The organism is Nocardia sp. NPDC004568 (assembly GCF_040609955.1).
Lineage (GTDB): Bacteria > Actinomycetota > Actinomycetes > Mycobacteriales > Mycobacteriaceae > Nocardia.
In genome coordinates, this window is record NZ_JBEXLL010000020.1 from 52,207 (window position 1) to 72,463 (window position 20,257).

Genomic DNA, 20,257 nt, shown 5'->3' on the forward strand with positions numbered 1-20,257 from the left:
GTCGTGTGTCACAGGCCCTTCAGAACACGCTCGAGTGCCGCTCGGCCTACCGGTCCCCAGTGCGGTTTTCCGCCCGGAAGGCCCCGATCTCCGTTCTGCCCCATGAGCATCAGGAACAAACTCTTCATGGCCGCCAGTCCGCGGGCCCGCCGGATCGCCGCCTCGTCCGCGAGCGCGTAGCTGTCGAAGAACCGTGCGGCCATGTCCGCGGGCAGCAGGACCCAGGCGGCGGCGAGATCCCACGCCGGGTCACCGGCGAACAGGTCACCGAAGTCGACTATGCCCGAGAGCGTTCCGTCCGAGACGACGACGTTCGCGGGATGGAGGTCGCCGTGCACCCACACCGGCGGGCCCTCCCACCCGCCGGCGGCGACGGCATCGTCCCAGACCGCCCGGATGTCGGCGGCGCGGTCGGCAGGGTCGACGGCTCGGAGGAAGGCTTCGAAGCCATCTGGCAGTCACCGGGATGGGCGCCGCGGTCGGTGGCGATCGGCGCCTCGGCGGGTGCGGGAACGTGCAGCGCCCGGAGGAATGCTGCCAGCGTATCGGCCGCATGGGCGCCGCGGCTGATCGTGGCGTGGTCGAGCGGCTCGCCGGGAACCCACGTCATCACGGTCCAGTGCTTGGGGAAACGCTCGGACGGTTCACCGAATCGCACCGGGATCGGCACCGGCAGCGGCAGGTGCGGGGCCAGCGCGGGTAGCCACCGCCGCTCCTTCAGCTGCAGGTCCGGGGTGAGGTCCATGCGCTGCATACGTACGGCCAACTCGTCCCCGAGACGCCACATCTGGTTGCCCCAGCCACCCGACACCTCGCGGATGGTCAGGCCCGCGAGGTCGGAATGCTGCTCACGCAGCAGGTCGCGGACCAGGTCCGTGGTGATCTCCAGCTCGGTCCCGGTCATACGAAGTCACTGTACCGAGGCAGCATGCAACGTGAGTGTGGGCCGGACCGGCGGACAGGAGTCGTCACGCGGGGCTGCCGAGCGGCGGGTGCTCGAGCACGCGGGGCCGGTACTCGACCAGCTGGATGCCGCCGTCGAAGGTGCGGTGCTCGATCATATCGAGAGCGACGTCCGGATAGCCGTCGTAGATGCGTTCCTCGCCGGTCGCCCCGGTGATCACCGGGAACATCACCACTCGGAAGCGGTCGACGAGTCCGGCTCGCAGCAGGGACCGGCACAGGCCGAGACTGCCGATCGTGCTGAGCAGCCCCGAACCACTCGACTTCATGGCACCGACCACCTCGACGGCGTCGTCCCGGACCAGCGTGGAGTCGGCCCACGTCAACGGCTCCTCCAGCGAGGAGGAGAACACCACCTTGGACGCTTGCGTGAGCTCATCGACGGACGCCTCTTCCTCCGACCTGAACTCGTCTTGGCCCTCCGGGACCACACCGGCCGCTCCACGAGTGTATTCGCCGTGCATAGACCCCGAATATAAGGCTTGCAGCCGAATGCTCCGATACGTATCGTCGGATGTCTTCGACGAGACAGGATCTCGCACGTCGACCATCGGGGGAAGACGGCTGTGAACATGAGCCATCCGGACGCACACCGAGCCGGACATTCAGGAGACGTTCCGCTGCACGTCACATTCACCTGTGGCAGGTGGACCCGGCGCAGAGTCAGCCGCATTGCCACGCTGATGATGTGTCGGAAGCCTGCTCTGTGGCTACCTATCGCCGGCACCGGGGTTCTGGCGGTGGGCTACAAGTTCGTCAGAGACGACGAGTCGACCATTCGTGATGTCCCGCTCGCGTTCGCCTTGGGTGCGGGGTTCGCATTGAGCCTCGTACTCGCTCTGGTCGTCTGGAGGTTGCTGATCGGCCGCTTCCCGTTCGTGAGCGAATACACCAAGCGCGGTACGGTTCTCTCCGCCGAATTCGGCTACGAGGCGGTCGATCTGAAGCTACCTCCACGTGTTCACGGTATTCCGGATTCCCTGTCGTACAGTCGGATCGAACGCGTCAGCCGATTCCGGCATGTTGTCTATCTGAACACGGGCAGCCATGACGATATGTTCGTGTTGCCGCGTGCGCTGTTTCCGGAATCAGCGCTCGACCTGATGCGCCGCGCCGGAGTACGGACGTAGCCGCGCAATGTCCGAGGATGCAGGGGCTTTCGGCGTGCGCGGCGGCCATTCGGTGGCCCTGAACCATCACCGCGGTCCGGCGCGTGCGGCGCCTTGGGCACCGAACGCATCGGGACCGGCCGGGCGAGCCCATCGGCTCCATAGCCGGCGACCTACCGCCGGAATATCACGGTAGGACCCTCGGGGCAGCGCGCATGCCGGCGTAGCAGCATTCGGTGCCGTCGTTGAGGGTGGCGAAGACGATGGGCATGTAGCCTTCGGCGAAGGAGGGCCCGGCGCCGGAGGCGGCGAAGATGTTCTCGGAGTATGGGAGCAGGTCCATTTCCAGCGGCGGGGACAGGTCCGCCATATCGTCGACGAATGCGTAACGCATGTGGGCGTTTCCGTCGTCGTCGCGGCTGACCGTGATGACGACGCCTTCTCGCTTGTAGGTGCCCAGGAACGGTGTGATGTCCACCTCGATGGGCGGATCCGCCGGTGCGAACGGCTCGGGCATCCGCACGCCGGCGAGCTCGGCCAGCAGTTCCCGGTACACGTCGCCGTAGAGCTGGCGGGCGCTGCCGCCGTTGGTCATCAGCGCGACCACGACCCCCGCGTCGGGAACCACCCGCAGGTACGCGTACTGGCCCACGGCCGCACCGTCATGGCCGTAGCCGCGGATTCCGTCCCAGTCGTAGAGCGTCCAGCCCAGCCCCCAGGCATCGGAGAAGACGCTCCACTTGTCGGGCGTGTCGATCTCGTGGCGCTGCATAGCGGTCACCGCGTCGGCGGCCAGCACGCGAGTGCCGTCCGCCGCGACTCCGCCGTCGAGATGCATCTTCGCGAACCGGACCATATCGCCCGCGGACGTGATCACCCGCCCGGCCGGGCCCACCGACCGCGGCATGAGATCCCAGGCCGGCGCCGGATCCGGATAGGCGCCCGGCTCTCCCAGATGCGACATGGCGACACGGAAACTCAGCGCTTCCTCGGGCAGAGTCATCAGGCGCTCGAGGCCGAGCGGGGTGGCCAGGTGATCGCGGATCGCCTGATCCCAGGACATACCGCGCAATACCTCGACGATGCGGGCGAGCACGACGTAGCCGACGCCCGCGTAGGACAGAGCATTGCCGGGCGGGCAGTCCAGCGCCACCTCGCCCGCCGCGGCGACGAATTTCTCGAGGCAGTCGTCGCCGCGCCCGGTGTCGCGGTTGAAATCGTTGGTCAGGCCGCCGGTATGGCTGAGCAGCTGACGCACGGTGATGACCCGTGTCGCCTCCGGGTCCGGCGTTCCGAACTCGGGCAGCACGTCGACCACTCGCGCGTCCAGGTCCAACAGGCCCTCGCCCACCAGCTGCAGAATCAGAGTCGCGGTGTAGACCTGGGCGATCGAGCCGGACAGGAACACCGAGTCGGTGGTGACCTCGACTCCGGTACCGCGGTGCAGCACACCGCTGGCCAGTTCGTAGACTTCACCGTCGACCAGCACCGCCAGCTGCGCGCCGGGCACATGATGCGCCGCGCGCAGATCGTCCAGGCGTTTCTGCCAGCGGTCGACGGAGAAGCCGCCGCCCTGTGAATCGGCCCTTCCCCAGACACCTTTCGCCGTCCAGTCGCCCTTGTCATCCCAAGTAACCGTGTCGGACACCGGCTTCGTTTTCTCGTTCATGCCCACCATGCTCGAACCTTGTCCCAGGGGCAAGGTCAAGCCCGAACTCGGGACGAAACTGCCGTAGACCGCCGACTCCGACCCGACGGCGGGCGTTCGGATTGCTCAACGATCCGGACACACCGGCCGATGGCGGCGTCGGCGAGAGCGATGAGGGCATTGCCAACGCGGGCGCGTCGTCCGATGATGGCGCACCTGCGGAACCGGCCGGGACCGGCAGACAGGAGCGACGTCACGCGGGGGCGCCGAGCGGCGGGTGCTCGAGCACGCGGGGCCTGTACTCGACCAGCTGGATGCGGCCGTCGAAGGTGCGGTGCTCGATCATCTCGAGAGCCACGTCCGGATAGCCGTCGTAGATACGTTCTGCACCCGTGGCCCCAGTGATCACCGGGAACATCACGACCCGGAAGCGGTCGACGAGTCCGGCCCGCAGCAGGGATCGGCACAGGCCGAGACTGCCGATCGTGCTGAGGAGCCCCGAACCACTCGACTTCATGGCGCGGACCGCCTCGACGGCGTCGTCGCGGACCAGCGTGGAGTTGGCCCACGTCAGTGGCTCCTCGAGCGAAGAGGAGAACACCACCTTGGATGCTTGCGTGAGCTCATCGACCGACGCCTCTTCTTCGGGCCGGAACTCGTCTTGGCCCTCCGGGACCTCGCCGGCGGCGAAGCCCGACATCAGGCGGTAGGTGTTCGCTCCCATCAGGTAGGTGACCTCGGGCTGCTCGCCGAGCCACGCGAGGTACTCCGGGCCCTCCAGGCCCCAGAACCCGGGCCATCCCTCTCCCGATGCGTAGCCGTCGAGAGAGGTGATGAAGTCGACGAGAAGCTCCGACATGGCGATGTCCTTTCCTGAGGTGTCACGAGCTTGGACCGGCCGGGTGTCACAAACTCATCGGCCGCGCTGTTGGGTAACGAGAACACCTGCGCTCACGAGCGAGCCGAACTACGGCGGCATGGCTTCCTCACGTCGAGGGGCTATCCATGCCGACCGGCTGTGTCCGCGACATGCAGAACTGGATCGGCGGCAGCAGTTACTGGCCACTCGGCGCCGCGAACCTCCTCCATATGCGCCGGCAGTTTTGGTGTCCTGGTTCTCGGCGAACTGGACGCGCTCGGGGCGCGCATCGAGAAGACGGCAACCCCGAGCCGTGCCCGGCGGCGGATCCCGTAGTTCAGATGTTCAAGAACTCGAGATGGACGATACGAGTCTGCGCGTCACGCTCATCGACCAGTACCTTACGGAAAACGAGGTTCCCCGACGGAGACGTGATGTTGTCGCGAGCGTAGAGAAGCTTCGGCGAAGAGTTCGGATCAGGACCGGCGATCGTCGAAATGGACAACGCGTGTCCGGGCCCGAGAGGAGTGGAGTAACGGGACTCCTCCAGCATCCACACCAGATCCGGCGGCGACATCTCGACGGCCAGACGGAACCGGGGCTCGCGACCGGCTTCCTTCTTCACCAGCAGAACCTTCCCGTTCGCCGGAAGAGTCCAATCGCCGTATTCGGTCGCCTCACGGATCAGGTCCGGGCCGGTTCCGGTTTCGGTATCCGCCGCACGGTCAACGGACTCGGCGCATCCCACGCCGGCCAGCGAAACGAACATGAGTAGACCGACGAACAGGACGCGCAGCGACACCCGGACCCTCGGCGACCCGCTGTCATCGGGTCGGATCGGTGCGGTCGCCCTTCCTGCTGTCCGGTGGGTCCGGAAAATCGATAGCGCCATGGGTGGGTACAACCCCCTCGTAGTGTTGGACCGACGAAGTTCCGAACATATTGAATTCCTTGGCGTAGCCCGCCGTGTGCAAGCCGCCCATCCGCTTGTCACTGATGTCGAAGCCGAGCAGTTCGACGCCTTTCGGGCTGGGCCCGGAGCTGTCCCAGTTGTAGCGATCGAAGACATAGCACTTGTAGTCGACCACGACGGAGGGCTGCCCGCCGTCGGTTTCCGGGGCCCGGACCGTGACCACGCCACTCGCGGTGAAGTGCACTGCGTTCACCGCGAAGTACCAGTCCCCCTGCGTGTCCTGATCGAAGGTGTGGTCCTCGGTCCACGGCTGTTGGAATGTGACGGTTCTTCCGTGGTTCGCGGGATCGAAAGCGATTTGCTGCACAGTGAGGGTGACGAAACTGTCGACGCGTCGCTTCATGATGGGATCGTCGGTCATCATCTCGTCCGGGCTGATCGTCAGATCTTTGCCGCTGTTGCCCAGGTAGTGGCGGAGGTGCCGTGCCGCGTTCGTCCATCCCGCGGCATCTGCCGCTACTGCTCCTCCGAGGGCGACCTTCGCGAATGCGGCGTCGTCCGCCCGGCTGTACCAGGGCTGCGACCCATGTGCCCCCTGCCCGGGATCTGTCGGCGGCAACGGCGTCGGCATTCCGGGGATCTCCGGCGCCATCAGAACACCGCCCCCATCCCTACCACCAGGTGCTCAACCTGCGGATGCATTACTTTCCTCCCACCACACGTTGTCACCGAACCCATATTTCGCGACACCCGGGTCGACCACGATTTTCTCCGGCACCTCGAAATCGTCCGGGCTGTATACCGGAGCCTTCCGCTCAGGGGCGTAGTCCACGGCGGCGGAGATCTTCTCCAGCATCGTTGTGATGGTCGTATGCCGGGATTCGGCAGCGCTTCGCAATCCGTCGAGCGCCGACCGGATCTCTGTCCTCAGCGATTCCGGCATCGGATTGTTGATCAGTGACGCCCACACACCGAGCGGAAACGACGCCTCTTGGTGGCTGATCGACTTCAGCACCAGATCGCTCAAGCCGACCGCCTGGTTGTAGACCAGCCGGGTCAGTACGAGCCCGCCGTTCTCGACGATCTTCGCGACGGCATCGAGATCGATACTTCGGTCGGCCATCGTCCGCGCCGCGGTGCCGGTGCCGGTGCCGAACGACTGCGCGGCCTCACCGGTCCAACTGCTCTGTAACCATCTCGTGCCGTTGACCAGGTTCTCCGAGGTGACATAGTCGTTGATACCGAGCCGGCCGATCCGCTGGCCGATGGCTTGTAAAGCCTCCCAGTCCGCAGCCAGCGGTACAAGGTAGTCCGCGACCGGTTTCAGCCCGATCGCCGCGGCGAAGTCGTCGTCGTAGACCTGTATCTGATCGATCGCCGCGGTCAGCACGTGGCGGACGGCGTACTCCATCTCCGGAACGTCTGGAAAGCTGGGCAGTTGCAGGCCACTGAATCTGTTGACTTCCTGCCCCGCACCGACCGGGTCGGCGGCGCCCGAACCGCCGAGGAGACCATTCGATGCGGTGGAGACCGCGTTCGCCGTGGCACCATCTGTCGCCCGATAAGAGGCCATTGTCGCAGAAAGGTTCGTTCGGAACGTCTCGATGGTGGTCGAGTCTGTTTGCTGGGCAGTAGAGATCGCTGCCTGGAACTTCTCGAATGACGGCGTCAGCGTAGCCATCAGTCCCGTCGCTCCGACTGGAAGGGCCGTCCCGGGGAGAAACCGGGAAGCGTTCGAGACGAGGTTCGCTCCCATATCGGTGAGATCCAATTCGAACCCGGCGAGGGCTGCCGGATCGACCGTCACATCGGTCACAATGTGTCCCCCGTACTTTCACACGAACTGATGCAGACCCATCGCCTTCGACCGGAACAGCCGTATGACATGCGGGACATGCTGCTGCACATATACATCGAATCCCCCGTTCGAGCCTGGAGCCGAGGATACCTCGCCTACAGGAGAAGGGAACGGCGCAGCGCGACTTTCTGACCGGCGATCTGTCCGTGCCGCTCGTAAACGCCATCGTGACGAGAACGACGGTCGAGCCGGCAAAGCAGGGGGAGGGGCCGCACCGATGGGCCATACGGGAAGAGAGCCATCGACCGGCCGGTTACATGCTGTATGCCGAAACCTTTCACCGAAGCCGAACGCCAAGAATTCCTCGCGGGCAAGCACATCGCGGTGCTGTCGGTCGCGGCGACCGATGGACGGCCGCCTGCCTCGGTCCCGATCTGGTACGACTACGTCCCGGGCGGTGACATCAGGGTCAATACCGGCGCGAACCGGCGTAAGGCCAGGCTCATCCAGGAGGCCGGTGTAGTGACCTTGGTCGTCCAGCGCGAAGAGCTCCCGTATCAGTACGTCATCGTCGAGGGCACCGTCGTCGGTGCCGAGACCCCGTCACCTCATGCGGCGCGGGAAGACATCGCCGTCCGCTATCTCGGTCCCGAGGGTGGACGCGAATTCGCCGACAAGATGGACGGCAGCCAATCCGTCCTGTTCACCATCCGCCCCGATCGCTGGATCAGCCAGGACTACTCGAGCGACTTCTGACCGGTATTGCCGGCTCACGCCGCGGGATCGGTCGGCATCTGCGGAAGATGACCACCGATACCCGCCGGCGGAACTACTGCCTCGCCGGCCAGGTCATGCCGACCGCACTACGCCCGGCTGCAACGGCAACAGGTCTGCCTCAGACCTCGAGTACTCGCCTCCGACTGGCACGGAGTATGGAACTGAGGACGGTTTCGGCTGTCGGCTGTCTGGTGGCGACTGTGCTGACACTGACGGCGTGTTCCGGTGGTTCCGCCGACCAGGAGGCGACGGTGGGGGTCTCGGGGGTGACCGCCTCGCCGACAGCGTCCACTGGAGCAACCGTCTCCGTGCAGGTGAGCGTCCCACCGGCGCCGGTGCAGCCCGGCGCGAAGCCGGTCCGGTTCGACCCGTGTGTGAGTGTGGGCGACGACCTGGTGATCAGAGCCGGATTCGACCCCGGGACCCGCAAAAGAGCTACCACCGAAGGCGTCGGCGTCTTCACCGAGATCGGCTGCCAGTTCTGGCGCGAAACCCTGGTCGACGGCGAGAAGTACCCCACCGGCGCGGTGTCGGTGACATCGAGCGATCCGACTCTCGACGATATCCGGAAGAACTCCGGTCACGAGGTTTTCGGCTCGGACCCGATCGGTGGACGCGAGGCCCTACTGTACCGGACTCCCGCGAATACCGGCTCGTGCTCGGCGGCCGTCGCATCGACCGACGGGATATTCCGGGTCGGCATCATGGCGCTGCCCGCAGGCCCGTCCACGCGCGTGCGCCCTGCGACGAGATCCACCGGACTACAAAGATACTGGCCGAATCGCTAGGCACCGAATAGGGCTTCATTCGTCGACCACCCGAATGAGCCGATAACTCGGTCGGCGGGAAGGCAACGACGAAGCGAACGGAATACGAGTCGCGTCAGTGGCCCGTCCGCCGCAACTCGACGACGGGGATGACCCGGTCGGTCTTGCGCTGGTACTCACCGAACTGGGGCTGCACAGCGACCTGTTTGGCGTAGATCTCGTCGCGCTCGGCCCTGGGCAGCACCCGAGCGGTGACCGGGAACGTCTCCGTGCCGTACTCGACGGTGGTGTCCGGGTTGGCCACCAGGTTGTGGTACCAGGCCGGGTGCTTCGGGCTGCCGCCCAGGCTCGCGAAGACGAAGATCCGGTCACCCTCTGTGTAGGGGACCAGAGGCGCGATGCGTTCGACGCCCGATTTCGCGCCTTTGTGATGCACGAGGATCAGCGGAAAACCCTCGAACATGCCGCCGACGGTGCCGCCTTTCTCCCGGAATTCGGTGATGACCTGGGTGTTCATCTCGATGATCTCGTCCACGTCTGCCATGGTTCGACCCTATGCGGTGTCGAGCGAGTTGATCGATAGCCGAATCGACCAGAAACATATCTGTTTGTCGCACTATCATCGATCATATGGACATTCTTGCCGATGTACTCGCGGTCGGCGGTGTCCGCGGTACCGCGGGTGCGCGCATCGAGGCGGGCGGCACCTGGGGGATCTCGTGGGACGCGCGCTGCGACGCCGCGTTCTATGCCGTCGCCTCGGGCACCGCCTGGTTGTGCCTGCCCGGGGAGGAGGCGCAGCAACTCATGCCCGGCGATGTGGTGCTGTTGCCGAGCGGGGCAGCGCACGCGTTGAGCAGTGCGCCCGGCGTGCCGTTGGCCCCGTGCGGCGGGTGCGGTGGCGACGCGGCCATGGCGAACGGCAGTGTGTTGCGGTTGGGCACCGGTGTGGTGCAGACGCATATCCTCGGCGCGAGTTACGAATACGACCGCACGGTGTCGACGCAGGTGATGACCTCATTACCCCAGGTTCTGCACATCAGGGCCGACCACGGCGGCAACTGTCTCGATGACACCGTCCGGCTGCTGTCGCGGGAGTTGGCCTATCCGCAGATCGCGACCGCGTTCGTCCTCAACCGTCTGGTCGACATCCTGTTGGTGCAGTTGCTACGGGTCTGGTCGGCGAAAAGCCCGGACGAGGCGCGCGACTCCTGGCTGGGCGTGCTGGCCGACCCGGTGGTCAACGACGCGCTCGCCAAACTCCATCAGGAGCCGGCCCGGGCATGGACCATCGACTCACTCGCCGCGGAACTGACGCTCTCACGTAGCACGCTGACACGGCGGTTCCGTGCCGTGACCGGTACCGCGCCGGCCGAATACCTGACGCGATGGCGGATGGATCTGGCCGCGATCCGGCTGCGGGACAGCGACGACTCCCTCGATGCCATCGCCCGCTCGGTCGGCTACACCTCGGTCTACGCGTTCAGTCGAGCATTTCGCCGGGCGCGCTCGCAGGCTCCGGGGCAGTTTCGTAGCGCGGTACGGGCGACCGAGCACGTCCGGACACGTCCTCGTGGGGCGGCCACCGGATGAGGCGGTCCTCCCCGGCGCGCGCCACCGACAGCGAGCGCGATAACGCCGCCGCGCTCATCCAGCAGGCACACGCCGACGGACGGCTGGATCTCACCGAATTGGACGAGCGACTCGCCGCCGTGTACTCCAGCAGAACCCGACCGGAACTCGAAGTGCTCACCGCCGACCTGTCGCCTGTCGCGCACGGGAGTACGGCGGACCGCCTGGTACTGCGCTCCAAGGGCAGCAAACTCGCACGGCAGGGCGCCTGGTTGGTGCCACCGCGGATCGTGGTGCACTCCGAACACGGCAGAGTGGTACTCGATTTCACTACCGCGGTGCTGCGGTCGCGGGAGATCTCGGTCGAGGTGGACTCCGCACACGGCGGCGTCGAGTTCGTCGTGCCCCAGGGCTGGATCGTGGACCTCGACGAGGTGGTCACCGAATGGGGCCGCATCAAGAACGACGTAGTTCCACCGGTAGCCGGGATGCCCCGGCTCCGGATCAGCGGTCGCATCGAACACGCCCGAATCACTGTCCGTCACCCCCGTCGCCGGCGCTGGTGGTGGCCGTTCCCCTGAGGAAGGGCCGGCGGTGGTCGCGGCCGCCGGCCGACAGCAGATCGGCTGAGTGGACTCGGGGACCGGGCCCGGTATGGAACAGCGGTCGACCCCGCCGGCATTGCGCGGGCCGGTGACCGAAACATCACCGGTGGGCCTCCGACCGACGCGCTGAGGTAATCATCGACACGAGGAGAATTGAGACATCCGTCCCGTTGCGCGGCATGGCATTCTCATGCCCTGTGCTCAGGGAGTCGGCCCGCTGCCGACGCTGTGAGCTGGGGCGAGACGTTCTCGACGGCAGAACTGGGGAATGACCTCACCGGTGCATGTAATCCGCTCGACTCTCCATTGTGCGAAGCGGCATTTTATGCCCTCTCCGGCAGACCAATACCGTCGGATTCCATGAATCGGAGTTTTCATTCCGCGGAAGAAATCGCGGCCGCATTGCATGCCGGTGAAGTGACATCGGTGGAACTGACCGAGGAGGCGATCGCCCGTATCGAGCGGGACGACAGCGCGATCAACGCGATCTGTGTGCGGGATTTCGACCACGCGCGGGTCGCCGCACACGAGGCCGACCAGGCGCGTGCCCGCGGCGAGGATCGGCCGCTGCTCGGCATTCCGGTGACGGTCAAGGAGTCCTACGATATGGCCGGGCTGCCCACGACCTGGGGCATGCCGCAGCACGCGAAACACGTACCGGCCGAGGACGCGGTACAGGTGTCGCGGTTGAAAGCGGCCGGTGCGGTGGTTCTCGGTAAGACCAATGTGCCGGTGATGCTCCGAGATATCCAGAGCTTCAACGAGATCTACGGCACCACCAGTAATCCGTGGGATCACGGCCGCACGTCGGGTGGATCGTCCGGCGGTTCGGCGGCGGCCCTGGCGGCCGGATTCGGCGCGCTGTCCATCGGCTCCGACCTCGCCGGTTCGCTGCGCACCCCCGCGCATTTCTGCGGCATCTACGCACACAAGCCGACACTCGGGCTCGCGCCGACCCGCGGTATGGTCGCGCCGCCCGCGCCGGCCTTGCCGATCGACCTCGACCTCGCTGTCGTCGGCCCCATGGCGCGCACCGCCCGCGACCTCACGCTGCTGCTGGACGTGATGGCCGGACCGGACCCGCTGACCCACGGCGTCGCCTACCACGTCGCGCTGCCGCCCGCGCGCCACAAGCGGCTGTCGGACTTCCGGGTCCTGGTCCTCGAGGACCATCCGCTCATTCCGACCGGGTCGGCGGTTCGGGCGGGGGTGAACCGGGTCGCCGAAGCGCTCGTCGACGAGGGCGCCCACGTCGAACGGCGCAGTCCGCTGCTGCCCGATCCGACCGAAGCGGCGACGATCTACATGCTGCTGATGATGTCGAACGCCGCCGCGAGCCTTCCCGCCGAGGTATACGAACAGCTGCGGACCCGCGCCGCCGCCCTGAACACGGACGACCGGAGTCTCGATGCGGCGCGGTTGCGCGGCATGGTGCTCGGCCACCGCGACTGGGTCGAGGCGAACAACCGTCGCGAGCTCCACCGTCACGGCTGGCGGCGGTTGTTCGCCGAGTTCGACGCCGTGGTCTGCCCCATCACGCCCACTCCCGCCTTTCCGCACGACCACACCGGAGATCTGGAGGACCGGCGCATCGATATCGACGGCGTCGAGTACCCGTACTTCGACCAGCTCGTCTGGGCCGGCACGGCCACCATGCCCGGCCTGCCCGCCACCGCGATACCCGCGGGCCGGTCCCCCGCTGGCCTGCCGGTGGGAGTGCAGCTCATCGGTCCGATGTTCGAGGACCGCACCCCGCTGCGGTTGGCCGAACTGCTCGAGCAGAAGATCGGCGGATTCCTGTCACCGAAGTAGAGCGGGTCTCGAACTACCTCGATCCATCCGACGACCGGAGTCGGTGAAACTACGGGACCCCAACGCGTGCAAGGTTGTTCCGTCGAACTGCAACCTGTACCAGTCTGGAATACTCTGGCTCGGCGAGTCTCGTTCGCGCGCCGATGAGCTCGTGACATCGACCGAGCTGTAGCGATCTGAGGGAGGGGGCAGGAACTTCTGCGGTGTCATCGTCTACCACGTCCGACCACCACATCACGCCTATCTTTCCTCGACCGGGTAACCGCCGGCTCGCCAGTCGAACCGAACCGCTGTGTCCCTCCCACGGCGACCGATGGAAAGGCAGGTCCCACGATGACAACGACCTCGGAGCGATCCGCGTTCTCGACCGGGCAGGAGGCTCGTGAGATCGACGCAGTCGTCGTCGGTGCCGGATTCGCCGGCCTGTATATGCTGTACAAGTTGCGCGAACTCGGACTCTCGGTGCAGGTGTACGAAGCGGGCGGTGGACTCGGCGGCACCTGGTACTGGAACCGTTATCCCGGCGCACGCGTCGATGTGAAGAGCATGTACTACAACTACTCCTTCGACCCGGAGCTCGAGCAGGAGTGGGAGTGGACGGAGAAGTTGCCGCCGCAGCCGGAGCTGCTCCGCTACATCGACCATGTCGCGGATCGTTTCGATCTACGTAAGGACGTGCGCTTGCGGACCCGGGTCACCGCCGCCGTCTACGACGAGTCCGCCGCGCGGTGGCGGATCACGACAGATCAGGGCGAGACGGTCTCGGCGCGGTTCACGATCATGGCGACAGGCTGCCTGTCGGCACCGAAGAGGGTGGAGGTCCCGGGCATCGAGACGTTCCGCGGTCGCAGCTTCCACACCGGCGAATGGCCCGACCAGCAGGTGGACTTCAGCGGCCGTCGGGTCGCGGTGATCGGCACCGGTTCCTCCGGGGTGCAGGTGATTCCGCTGGTCGCCGAAACGGCCGAGAAGCTCACCGTGTTCCAGCGGACCGCGAACTATGTACTTCCCGCCGGCAATCACCCGATCGATCCCGAATTCCAGCGCGACATCAAGTCCCGCTATCGCGATGTGCGCAAGGCCAACCGGGAATCGTCGTTCGGCATCGCGCGGCCCGAAGCCACCAAAGGCGCGCTCGAGGTGAGCGAAGACGAGCGAAATGCCTTCTACCGCAAGGTCTGGGAGGACAAGGACAGCGAGCTGGTCAGCATGCTGACCGGATTCACCGACACTCTCACCGACGAAGCCGCCAACGAGACGGCCGCCCAGTTCATCCGCGACCGCATCGCCGAGATCGTGACGGATCCGGCCGTCGCCCGGCTGCTTCAGCCTTCCGGTCTGTTCGGCGTCAAGCGCCCGGTTCTGGGTACCGGCTACTACGAAACCTTCAACAGGCCCGATGTCCGGCTCGTGGACGTCTCCGCGACCCCGCTCACCGAGGTCACCGAGTCCGGACTCGAGACGACGGAGGAGAGTTTCGAGTTCGACGACATCATCTACGCCACCGGATACGACGCGATGACCGGTGCGCTGGACGCGGTCGATATTCGCGGCCGGGGTGGTGCGTCGCTGCGGGAGAAGTGGACCGGCGGGCCCGTCACCTACCTCGGTCTCGCCGTGGCAGGCTTTCCGAACCTCTTCACGATCACGGGCCCGGGTAGCCCTGCGGTCCTGTCGAACATGCTGGTGTCCATCGAACAGCACGTCGACTGGGTGGCGGACGCGATCGATGTGCTGCGGTCCAAGGGCCTCACCACCATGGAGGCCCAGGGCGACGCGGAGCGGGAATGGACCCGGCACGTCGGCGAGGCCGGCGATATGACGCTGTATCCGAAGGTGGACTCCTGGTACGTGGGATCGAATGTGCCCGGCAAGCCGAGGGTGATGTACGCGTACATCGGCGGCGTCGGCGCCTATCGCGAGAAATGTGACCAGGTCGCCGCCGACGGCTACGCGGGTTTCACTCTGCGGCCGTGACCGGGAGGCTGCCGGTGGCGGGCGCCGCGCACGCCCGCCACCGTGTGGTGTCCGATGTCGTCCCTATCAGGCCAGACGCATCGGCGCGCACGGCGGAAACTCGACCGGTAGAGCTGCCAAGGCGCGGTGGAACTGGCCCTGCCGCCACGGGAGCTCCTGCGCGGGTACCTTCGATCGGATATCCGGTAGGGCGTCGAGCAGCAGGTCGATCCCCTGTGCGGCGATGGTCTGGGCGAGGGTCTGGGCCGGGCAGCCGTGCGGGCCGCCTCCCCATGCCAGGTGCGACCGGTTCCCTCTGCGGTCACCACCGGCGATGCCGGGATCGTTGTTGCACGCGGCCAGGCTGATGACCACCGGCTGATCGGCCGGCAGCCACACGTCGCCGACGAGCTGCGGTTGCCTGGGGTAGCTCACGCACCAATTCGCCAGCGGTGGATCCTCGAACAGCACCGCATCGATGGCGTCCCGGGTGGCCATGGCGCCGCTGAGAACCTCACCCCCGTATTGCTCGTCGGTCATCAACTGCAACAACGCGTTGAGGATGAGATTGCAGGTCGGCTCCGTACCCATGGAGAACAGGAGCGCGGCCTGATTCACCATCTCCATGGCATCGAGCCCGTCCGGGTGCTTCAAAAGCTCCGAGGTCAGATCGTCGCCCGGCTCGGCCCGCTTCTGCTCGACGACTCCGATCAGTGCCTCGACGAAACGCCGCTGCCCCTCTTCGGCGCCCACCCCCTCCAGCATCGCGGCCATCCCGTGATAGGCCTCGGCCGCGGCGTCCTCGGGAAAGCCCATCAGTTCACTCAGGACCCGGACGGTCAACGGATACGCGTAGTCCGTTCGCAGATCGGCGGTACCGCGCTCGCAGAAGTCGTTGATCAGCGCATCGGCGGCTCGCGCGACCGCACCGTGAACCCTGTGCATATCGACGGTGTCCAACGCCGCGATGATGGTGCGCCGGTACCGCTCGTGTTCCGGACCTGCGGTTCGCAGCGCGTTCTGGCGGTACCCCAGCATCGGCAGCATCGGGGAGTCCGCGGGGGCGTTCTTCTCCCATCGGCGTGGGTCGGCGGGGAAATGGGCTTCGTCGTTGAGGATCCGCATGGCCACCTGGTAACCGATCACGAGCGTCGCCGGTACACCCGGAGCGAGCTCGATCGGCACCAACGGGCCGTGCTGTCGCATATCCGCGTAGGCGCGGTGCGGATCGGCCGCGAACGAGGGGGTGTCCAGCCGCACCTGTGAGCCGGCGGGCACCGGGGACCCGTGCGCGATCAGGGATCCCCCCTGCGAACCCGGATCTGTAGTGCTCACCGCGTGACTCCCCCGAACGGTGCCGCGTCGCGACCCTTCCGCCCCGCTGCGGGACGGCCTGGCATTCGTAGTGTGGGCATGCTGGCGGAGCCTACCGGAAAGCGTTACGATTCAACGTTTTTGGCCAACCCGGCATCCCGGAATGCCCGCTCCGGATCACGGCCGCATCGAACACGCCGGAATCACTGTTCGTCACCCCGGCGCGGGTGGTGGCCGCTCCGCCGAGCGGTGGCGCGGCCGACCTTCACGACTGCCGCAGCGTCCGCTCGGCAGTACCACGCCGCGAACCGTGCGCCCCTGCCCGGGTCCCGATCGGCGGTGACGGCACCGGGGACATCAGCAGACCACCCGCGCGCTCGGCATCGAGCGTTCAACCTCCGGCGATGCTTTCCGCCCAGGTCACGGTGCCGACCGATCCATACCTGGCCGCGCCGACCGCGACCACCGGCGAAGCCCACGCCACGACCTCGGCGGCGCGGCTTCCCCGCCGGTCGAGCGTCGGAAAGCCCCCTTCCCTACCCGAGGAAATCCGGGCTGTAACGGTTCGGAGAATCCGGCGATACTATGCTCGACAACTCCGCGCCTGGGAATGGGTGGGGTTCAGATACGCCGGATTGCCAGGAGGATCGGAAATCGTCATGAAACGTTGCCTAGTGACCGTGTTCGCTTGTGCCGCAGTAGTTCTCGGCGTCACCGGGTGTGGCGACGACTCCGAATCGCACGAAGATCGCGGGACGACCTCCAGTGTAGCTCCGACCAGCGCGGTGGCGCCGTCGAGCGTTGCCTCGACCACCCCGGCGCCGGCTCCCCCGGCCGCCGTCGAACCTCCGCCCGCGGCGGAGCCTCCTGTCGCGGTACCGCCCGCCGAGGCGCCGGCACCGGAGCCTCCCGCGCAGCAGCAGGCGCCCGCCCAGCCCGAACCCGCCCAGCCCGAGCCGACACTCACCCTGCCTGATTTCGATCCGCAGGCCGGCTACTGACCGACGGGAAAGTCTTGATTCGCGAATTTTTTCGGCGCCGAGGTGGAGTGGCCGGCGCCGTGGTGGCGGCCGCACTCACCGTGACCACCCTGTACACACCGGCCGCGGCGGCGCCGGTCGAGAACAACCGGCCCGCGGGAAAATCCCTGGTGGTGCTCGGTGATTCGTTCACCGCGAACTATCCGAAGTTCTTCTCGGCGACCAAGGAGTGCCTGCACGCGCCCACATCGTGGCCGACTCGGCTGAGCGAGCGGATGGGGGTCGCGGGCACTCCGGACTTCGTGGATGTGTCCTGCAGTGGCTCCACCATCTCCACGGGGGACGGCTGGTGGCTGGTGCACGAGGTGGCCGAGGCCGCCAAGCAGCAGGCGTTCGGGCCCGAAACCGAGGTCATCGCTATTCAGACCGGGATGAACGACGTCTGGGCCCGCAACAGTACGGCGACGATGATCACGTCGTTGCAGCCCTGCGTGTTCAACCTTGTCGACGGGTGCGGGCTGGAAGCGGCCGAACAGGGACGATTCACCGACTACCGGAACGTCACGGGCCAGGTCTACGCCAACCGGATCCGTGAAGCGGTCACCTATATGCGCTACTACGCGCCGAAGGCTCGGATCATGCTGGTCGGTTACCCGGAACTGTTCCCCGCGGCGCAGGAGCACGTATGCGTGAACGTCCTCGGCGCCGGGGAGGTCGTGCAGCCGAGGGGTCGCGCGGTGACCGAATACCTGGACCGTCTCGACAACGCGCAACGGGACGCCGCAGAGCTGCTGAAACTGGAGTTCGTCGATATTCGCTCGGTGACCGCGGGTCACGGCCTGTGCGCGGACGACCCGTGGCTGAACGGTTTCTTCGATCCCGCGGCCGATATCGCCGGAATGCCGTTCCATCCCTCGGCGCACGGTGACGAGGTGACCGCTGAGACGGTGTACGAGCGGATCCGCCGGTGAGCCTGGCGCCGACCCGGACCGAGTCCGGATCGGAGTTCCTCGATGCGGCGGCGGCGCGACCGGCGCTGCCGTCGCTGACGGGGGCACGCTGGTGGGCGGCCTTCGCCGTCTTCGTGCTGCACGCCCTGGTGTTCCTGCCGGTGTATCCGTTCCAGAAATCGGAGTTGTTCCGGCAGATCCATCAGCTGATGCCGATGCAACTGGGCGCCGCGGGAGTGACCTTCTTCTTCGTCCTGTCCGGGTTCATCATCTATTGGTCGTTCCGGCCGGGGAGCTCGGTGCCGCGGTTCTATTGGCGCCGGGTGTTGAAGATCTACCCGACCCACCTGGTCGCGGCTCTCGCGTTCATCCTGGTGGCGAGCGTCCCCTTGACGCGGATGGTGGTCTGGGCACCGAACCTCGCGCTGATCCACACCTGGGTACCGAAGTGGACGACGGTCGGCGGGCTCAATGTGCCGTCCTGGTCGCTGGCTGCGGAAATTCTCTTCTACCTGAGCTTTCCGCTCGCGCTGCCGCTGGTGCGCCGGATCAAGAGCCATCAGGTGTGGTGGGCGCTGGCGGGGTTGCTGGTGGCGATCCTGATCCTGCACACCGCGTATTACCTGTGGGTGCCCGGGCCCAAGGGAATCGCGAACACCTTCGCACCGCGGCTGATACCAGGTGAGGTGTCGCCGTACTTCGAACTGCATGCCGCGCCGATCTGGTTCGAACAACCGGATATCCCGGTGGCTCCGTCCTACTGGCTCAGCTACAACTTCCCGCTCTCGCGGCTGCCCGAGTTCTTCCTCGGGGTGCTCGCCGCACGGCTGGTGCTGGAGGGCCGCTGGCGCAACACCCGGCTCGCGCCGCCCATGATCGTGCTGACGATCGCCTACGCGGCGACCTGGGTGGTGCCGCCGAACTACAAGATGTCGGCGCTGCTGCTCGGGCCGATGACGGCCGTGGTGGCCACGCTGGCCGCGCGCGACCTGGCAGGCATCCGGGGGTTCACCGCCTCGCCGCGGATGGTCTGGCTGGGCAATATCTCCTTCGCCTTCTATCTCATCCAATTCCCGGTCATGGCACTGATCACCCGGTTGTTCATCGGCGGAAAGCAGTTCGGGCCGCTGGGCTGGCTGGGATTCGCCGTACTGAGCTTGGTCGTGTCCACGGTGGTGGCGGCGGCCATGTACCACTGGATCGACGCTCCCTTGATGCGCCGGTTCGCCGGTCGCCGCACCGCGGCGCGGAAGAAGCCGGCCGGGTCGGCCGCGACACAGCCGGGATGACGTCCAGGACGGAGCGCGCGGCCGGTGGATCGGCCGCGCGCTCCGTCGATTCGTTCCCACTCATCACGCCCGGCCGTGCCGCGGCCCGGCGGCACTAGGCGACAGCGGGCGGGCCGGCCGCGATCCGCTTCCCGAGCTGCTCCGGCGTGACGGTGGACCCGTCACTGAACCACCAGGTCACGCCTGCGGCGGCGTACTCGCCGACGCGCGCGGCGGCGGGTTCGGTGCGCGGCGACCAGATCGCGATATCGCCATCCGCCCGACCGCCTGCCGCCACGAAATCCGCGCGGATCCGGACCAGTTCCTCCGGTGTCGGTAACCGGAAATCGTGCTCGGGGTCGCGGATCTGCGGGAACAGCCCGTTCGCATCCCGCGCGGCCCGCACCGGTGTCCGCCGAGGCCAGAACCCGCTCGCCCACACCGGCACGTCGATCGGCGCGAAGGGGACGCCCGACACGCGGTAATGCTCACTCTCGTGCTCGACCACCCCGCCCGCCAGGAGCCGTCGCAACAACCCGGCGGATTCGTCCAGTCGCGAGCCGAGCCGGTCGGCGGACTCGCCGTAGTTCGTGTAGTCCACCGGTACCCCCGCGCCCACTCCGAGGATCAGCCGCCCGCCGGACAGCTGCTGCAGGGTGCCGGCCTCGAGCGCCAGTTTCCACGGTCGCCGCCGGGGCAGCGGTACAACCATCGGTCCCAGCGCGATCGTGGTGGTCGCCTGTGCGATCGCCGACAGCACCACCCATGGATCCGCGACCGGCGGCGGCTCGTCGTCCAACGGGCCGAGTACGTCGTATATGAAGAACCCGTCCCACCCTGCCCGCTCGGCCTCGACCGCGAGATCACGCAGTACGCGCGGATCACCGTAGGAGCCGTACGAGGGAACGTAGACGCCGAATCGCATACCGGCTCGAACCCTTTCCGACGCCGAGCTATTCCGGGGAT

General features: G+C 66.7%; 19 protein-coding genes and 2 pseudogenes. 10 read left to right on the forward strand and 11 right to left on the reverse strand.

Features of this window, described 5'->3' with window-relative positions:
* Window positions 1-8 precede the first annotated feature (8 nt).
* The 3 genes and pseudogenes from ABZV91_RS12300 to ABZV91_RS12310 form a co-directional block, all read right to left on the reverse strand.
* Window positions 9-458, reverse strand: a complete 450-nt coding sequence (locus ABZV91_RS12300; RefSeq protein ID WP_355239557.1) for a phosphotransferase — start codon at window positions 456-458, stop codon at window positions 9-11.
* A gap of 92 nt (window positions 459-550) precedes the next feature.
* Window positions 551-904: pseudogene (locus ABZV91_RS12305) on the reverse strand (phosphotransferase); the annotation flags it as partial.
* 64 nt (window positions 905-968) lie between these two features.
* Window positions 969-1,391, reverse strand: a pseudogene (locus ABZV91_RS12310) (dihydrofolate reductase family protein); the annotation flags it as partial.
* 312 nt (window positions 1,392-1,703) lie between these two features.
* Here ABZV91_RS12310 and ABZV91_RS12315 point away from each other — a divergent pair.
* Complete coding sequence (locus ABZV91_RS12315; RefSeq protein ID WP_355239476.1) at window positions 1,704-2,093, forward strand: hypothetical protein; 390 nt, start codon at window positions 1,704-1,706, stop codon at window positions 2,091-2,093.
* A gap of 166 nt (window positions 2,094-2,259) precedes the next feature.
* Here ABZV91_RS12315 and ABZV91_RS12320 read toward each other — a convergent pair whose 3' ends face one another.
* The 5 genes from ABZV91_RS12320 to ABZV91_RS12340 all read right to left on the reverse strand — a co-directional run bounded on the left by ABZV91_RS12320 (window position 2,260) and on the right by ABZV91_RS12340 (window position 7,308).
* Window positions 2,260-3,741 carry a serine hydrolase domain-containing protein gene (locus ABZV91_RS12320; protein WP_355239479.1) on the reverse strand — a complete coding sequence of 494 codons (1,482 nt, stop codon included), beginning with the start codon at window positions 3,739-3,741 and terminating at the stop codon, window positions 2,260-2,262.
* Window positions 3,742-3,973: 232 nt separating this feature from the next.
* On the reverse strand, window positions 3,974-4,579 hold the full coding sequence (locus ABZV91_RS12325) for a dihydrofolate reductase family protein (protein WP_355239482.1): 606 nt from the start codon (window positions 4,577-4,579) through the stop codon (window positions 3,974-3,976).
* A 337-nt stretch (window positions 4,580-4,916) separates the two neighbouring features.
* Window positions 4,917-5,381, reverse strand: a complete 465-nt coding sequence (locus ABZV91_RS12330; protein ID WP_355239484.1) for a hypothetical protein — start codon at window positions 5,379-5,381, stop codon at window positions 4,917-4,919.
* Window positions 5,382-5,403: 22 nt separating this feature from the next.
* Window positions 5,404-6,144, reverse strand: coding sequence for a hypothetical protein (locus ABZV91_RS12335; protein ID WP_355239487.1), 741 nt, complete (start codon window positions 6,142-6,144; stop codon window positions 5,404-5,406).
* Window positions 6,145-6,177: 33 nt separating this feature from the next.
* Entirely contained in the window at window positions 6,178-7,308 is a 1,131-nt protein-coding gene (locus ABZV91_RS12340) for a hypothetical protein (protein WP_355239490.1), read from the reverse strand.
* A 306-nt stretch (window positions 7,309-7,614) separates the two neighbouring features.
* Between ABZV91_RS12340 and ABZV91_RS12345 the strand changes: the two genes are divergently transcribed.
* Both ABZV91_RS12345 and ABZV91_RS12350 read left to right on the forward strand, forming a co-directional pair.
* Window positions 7,615-8,046 (forward strand): pyridoxamine 5'-phosphate oxidase family protein, encoded by a 432-nt coding sequence (locus ABZV91_RS12345; protein WP_355239493.1) that lies wholly within the window; start codon window positions 7,615-7,617, stop codon window positions 8,044-8,046.
* A gap of 221 nt (window positions 8,047-8,267) precedes the next feature.
* The gene (locus ABZV91_RS12350; protein WP_355239496.1) at window positions 8,268-8,855 is read left to right on the forward strand and encodes a DUF3558 domain-containing protein; all 588 of its coding nucleotides are present in this window, start codon (window positions 8,268-8,270) and stop codon (window positions 8,853-8,855) included.
* 94 nt (window positions 8,856-8,949) lie between these two features.
* On the opposite strand, the gene ABZV91_RS12355 is transcribed toward ABZV91_RS12350, so the two are convergent.
* Window positions 8,950-9,378: a nitroreductase family deazaflavin-dependent oxidoreductase gene (locus ABZV91_RS12355; protein WP_355239499.1), complete on the reverse strand. Its 429-nt coding sequence runs from the start codon at window positions 9,376-9,378 to the stop codon at window positions 8,950-8,952.
* Window positions 9,379-9,464: 86 nt separating this feature from the next.
* On the opposite strand from ABZV91_RS12355, the gene ABZV91_RS12360 reads away from it, so the two are divergent.
* From ABZV91_RS12360 to ABZV91_RS12375, 4 genes are all read left to right on the forward strand, one after another.
* Entirely contained in the window at window positions 9,465-10,427 is a 963-nt protein-coding gene (locus ABZV91_RS12360) for an AraC family transcriptional regulator (RefSeq protein ID WP_355239502.1), read from the forward strand.
* Window positions 10,424-10,987 (forward strand): DUF1707 domain-containing protein, encoded by a 564-nt coding sequence (locus ABZV91_RS12365; RefSeq protein WP_355239505.1) that lies wholly within the window; start codon window positions 10,424-10,426, stop codon window positions 10,985-10,987. The genes ABZV91_RS12360 and ABZV91_RS12365 overlap by 4 nt, the downstream gene beginning before the upstream one ends.
* 384 nt (window positions 10,988-11,371) lie before the next feature.
* Window positions 11,372-12,823, forward strand: coding sequence for an amidase (locus tag ABZV91_RS12370; protein WP_355239508.1), 1,452 nt, complete (start codon window positions 11,372-11,374; stop codon window positions 12,821-12,823).
* A 333-nt stretch (window positions 12,824-13,156) separates the two neighbouring features.
* The gene (locus ABZV91_RS12375) at window positions 13,157-14,800 is read left to right on the forward strand and encodes an NAD(P)/FAD-dependent oxidoreductase (protein ID WP_355239510.1); all 1,644 of its coding nucleotides are present in this window, start codon (window positions 13,157-13,159) and stop codon (window positions 14,798-14,800) included.
* Window positions 14,801-14,866: 66 nt separating this feature from the next.
* Here ABZV91_RS12375 and ABZV91_RS12380 read toward each other — a convergent pair whose 3' ends face one another.
* The gene (locus ABZV91_RS12380; RefSeq protein WP_355239513.1) at window positions 14,867-16,114 is read right to left on the reverse strand and encodes a cytochrome P450; all 1,248 of its coding nucleotides are present in this window, start codon (window positions 16,112-16,114) and stop codon (window positions 14,867-14,869) included.
* A 638-nt stretch (window positions 16,115-16,752) separates the two neighbouring features.
* Here ABZV91_RS12380 and ABZV91_RS12385 point away from each other — a divergent pair.
* The 3 genes from ABZV91_RS12385 to ABZV91_RS12395 are packed head-to-tail and all read left to right on the forward strand — an operon-like array spanning window position 16,753 to window position 19,312.
* Entirely contained in the window at window positions 16,753-17,094 is a 342-nt protein-coding gene (locus tag ABZV91_RS12385) for a hypothetical protein (protein WP_355239516.1), read from the forward strand.
* A 47-nt stretch (window positions 17,095-17,141) separates the two neighbouring features.
* Window positions 17,142-18,044 carry an SGNH/GDSL hydrolase family protein gene (locus ABZV91_RS12390; protein WP_355239518.1) on the forward strand — a complete coding sequence of 301 codons (903 nt, stop codon included), beginning with the start codon at window positions 17,142-17,144 and terminating at the stop codon, window positions 18,042-18,044.
* The gene (locus ABZV91_RS12395) at window positions 18,041-19,312 is read left to right on the forward strand and encodes an acyltransferase (protein WP_355239521.1); all 1,272 of its coding nucleotides are present in this window, start codon (window positions 18,041-18,043) and stop codon (window positions 19,310-19,312) included. Before ABZV91_RS12390 ends, ABZV91_RS12395 begins: the two co-directional genes overlap by 4 nt.
* A 94-nt stretch (window positions 19,313-19,406) precedes the next feature.
* On the opposite strand, the gene ABZV91_RS12400 is transcribed toward ABZV91_RS12395, so the two are convergent.
* Entirely contained in the window at window positions 19,407-20,216 is an 810-nt protein-coding gene (locus ABZV91_RS12400) for an LLM class flavin-dependent oxidoreductase (RefSeq protein ID WP_355239524.1), read from the reverse strand.
* Between the last annotated feature and the right edge of the window lie 41 nt (window positions 20,217-20,257).

What these genes read in the sequence shown, in the direction of transcription:
- ABZV91_RS12320 (WP_355239479.1), bottom strand. Translation starts at nt 3,741, where the DNA reads ATGAACGAGAAAACGAAGCCGGTGTCCGACACGGTTACTTGGGATGAC.
- ABZV91_RS12325 (WP_355239482.1), bottom strand. Translation starts at nt 4,579, where the DNA reads ATGTCGGAGCTTCTCGTCGACTTCATCACCTCTCTCGACGGCTACGCA.
- ABZV91_RS12335 (WP_355239487.1), bottom strand. Translation starts at nt 6,144, where the DNA reads ATGGCGCCGGAGATCCCCGGAATGCCGACGCCGTTGCCGCCGACAGAT.
- ABZV91_RS12345 (WP_355239493.1), top strand. Translation starts at nt 7,615, where the DNA reads ATGCCGAAACCTTTCACCGAAGCCGAACGCCAAGAATTCCTCGCGGGC.
- ABZV91_RS12355 (WP_355239499.1), bottom strand. Translation starts at nt 9,378, where the DNA reads ATGGCAGACGTGGACGAGATCATCGAGATGAACACCCAGGTCATCACC.
- ABZV91_RS12360 (WP_355239502.1), top strand. Translation starts at nt 9,465, where the DNA reads ATGGACATTCTTGCCGATGTACTCGCGGTCGGCGGTGTCCGCGGTACC.
- ABZV91_RS12365 (WP_355239505.1), top strand. Translation starts at nt 10,424, where the DNA reads ATGAGGCGGTCCTCCCCGGCGCGCGCCACCGACAGCGAGCGCGATAAC.
- ABZV91_RS12370 (WP_355239508.1), top strand. Translation starts at nt 11,372, where the DNA reads ATGAATCGGAGTTTTCATTCCGCGGAAGAAATCGCGGCCGCATTGCAT.
- ABZV91_RS12375 (WP_355239510.1), top strand. Translation starts at nt 13,157, where the DNA reads ATGACAACGACCTCGGAGCGATCCGCGTTCTCGACCGGGCAGGAGGCT.
- ABZV91_RS12385 (WP_355239516.1), top strand. Translation starts at nt 16,753, where the DNA reads ATGAAACGTTGCCTAGTGACCGTGTTCGCTTGTGCCGCAGTAGTTCTC.
- ABZV91_RS12400 (WP_355239524.1), bottom strand. Translation starts at nt 20,216, where the DNA reads ATGCGATTCGGCGTCTACGTTCCCTCGTACGGCTCCTACGGTGATCCG.